Source organism: Sulfurihydrogenibium sp. (assembly GCF_027448985.1).
Lineage (GTDB): Bacteria > Aquificota > Aquificia > Aquificales > Hydrogenothermaceae > Sulfurihydrogenibium.
The window spans coordinates 1-1,269 of the sequence record NZ_DAIDMN010000157.1 but is presented as its reverse complement, the minus strand read 5'-3'; the positions used below and the strand labels follow the sequence as shown (position 1 = coordinate 1,269).

2 protein-coding genes are annotated in these 1,269 nt (G+C 28.4%); both read right to left on the bottom strand.

The genetic code is table 11. The features are described from left to right. Nucleotides 1–1,041: glycosyltransferase N-terminal domain-containing protein (locus tag NE054_RS08240; protein WP_297890500.1), on the bottom strand; the 1,041-nt coding region annotated here is incomplete at its 3' end. After that, a partial coding sequence (locus NE054_RS08235) for an ABC transporter permease (protein ID WP_297890498.1) occupies nt 1,029–1,269 on the bottom strand: 241 nt, incomplete at its 5' end. The genes NE054_RS08235 and NE054_RS08240, both read right to left, overlap by 13 nt.

Here is a 1,269-nt window from a genome sequence, read left to right as displayed (position 1 = left end):
ATTTAAATTTTTTGCTTCTTCTACAAGGTCTTGAATTTTTGAAAAATTTTTACCGATTATCACTTTTTTACCACTTAAAATAGGTTCAAATATATTATGTCCTCCAACTTTTGCTATTGTTCCACCTACGAATACAGCATCAGCAAACTTGTATAAAGAAGAAAGTTCTCCAACGGTGTCTACTATATAGATATCAGTATTTATAATGGTAGTGTTAGACCTTAGAGAGTATGAAAATCCATATTTATTGATTAGATTTATTATCTCTTTTACTCTTTCTATATGTCTTGGAGCTAAAACAAGAGAGATTTCCGGATACTGTCTTTTTATTTCATCAAACACTTGAATTAATATCTCTTCTTCCGGATTGTGGGTACTTCCGGCAAGGATAATCTTTCTACCAGCTTTATCTAAATTTATATTTTTTTGGTTTATTTGAGATAAAAGCTTTAAGTTACCACACACCGTTATTCTATCTTCACTTACAATGTTGCTTAATAATTCTTTATCTTTGATGTTTTTTACTATGAATTTTGAAAATCTGTTTAAAATTTCTTTGTAATAAATGTTGTTGATATTTTTTGGAAGTCTTGTATTTATTGATAAAACAGGAATTTCCTTTGATGAAAAGTAAATAAGGTTAAACCAAAATTCTCCTTCCTCTATGATTAACACTTTTGGTTTGTAAACCTTTAAAAATTTTCTTATTAAGAATCCAAAATCAAAGGGTAAAAAAACAACATTTACATTTTCTATATATTTTTTTGCAAATTCGTATGACCTTGGAGAAAAAACTGTAAGTAAAACTTCTTTTTGTGAAGAGATGTAATTAATGATAGGTAACGCTGTTTTTATCTCTCCTGTACTTGCACAATGAATCCACACAGGTCTTGAATTTAATTTTTTTGTTTTAACAACCAATCTTTCTAAAAATCCTACACTATAACCGTTTTTTTTGCTGAAAAGAATCCAAAATGGAGCAAAAATAAAAAATCCTACAAACAAAACTAAGTTGTAAATAAATCTTATTAAATGGACCATAGTATTTTTTTGTAACTCAAGTTTGTAGCAAAGTAAGATGTTAAAATAGCTACCGCAACCATACTAAACATTATAACAAGTTGAAAAAACACAGCATGGATAGGATTTGCTCCTGCTAAGACCATTCCGGCTGTTATTCCTGGAATCCATATTATGCCAAGTGTTTGAAGGTTGTTAAGTATAGGTATTAGTGCTGCTTTTATAGAATTTTTTATTTGAAATCTAAAC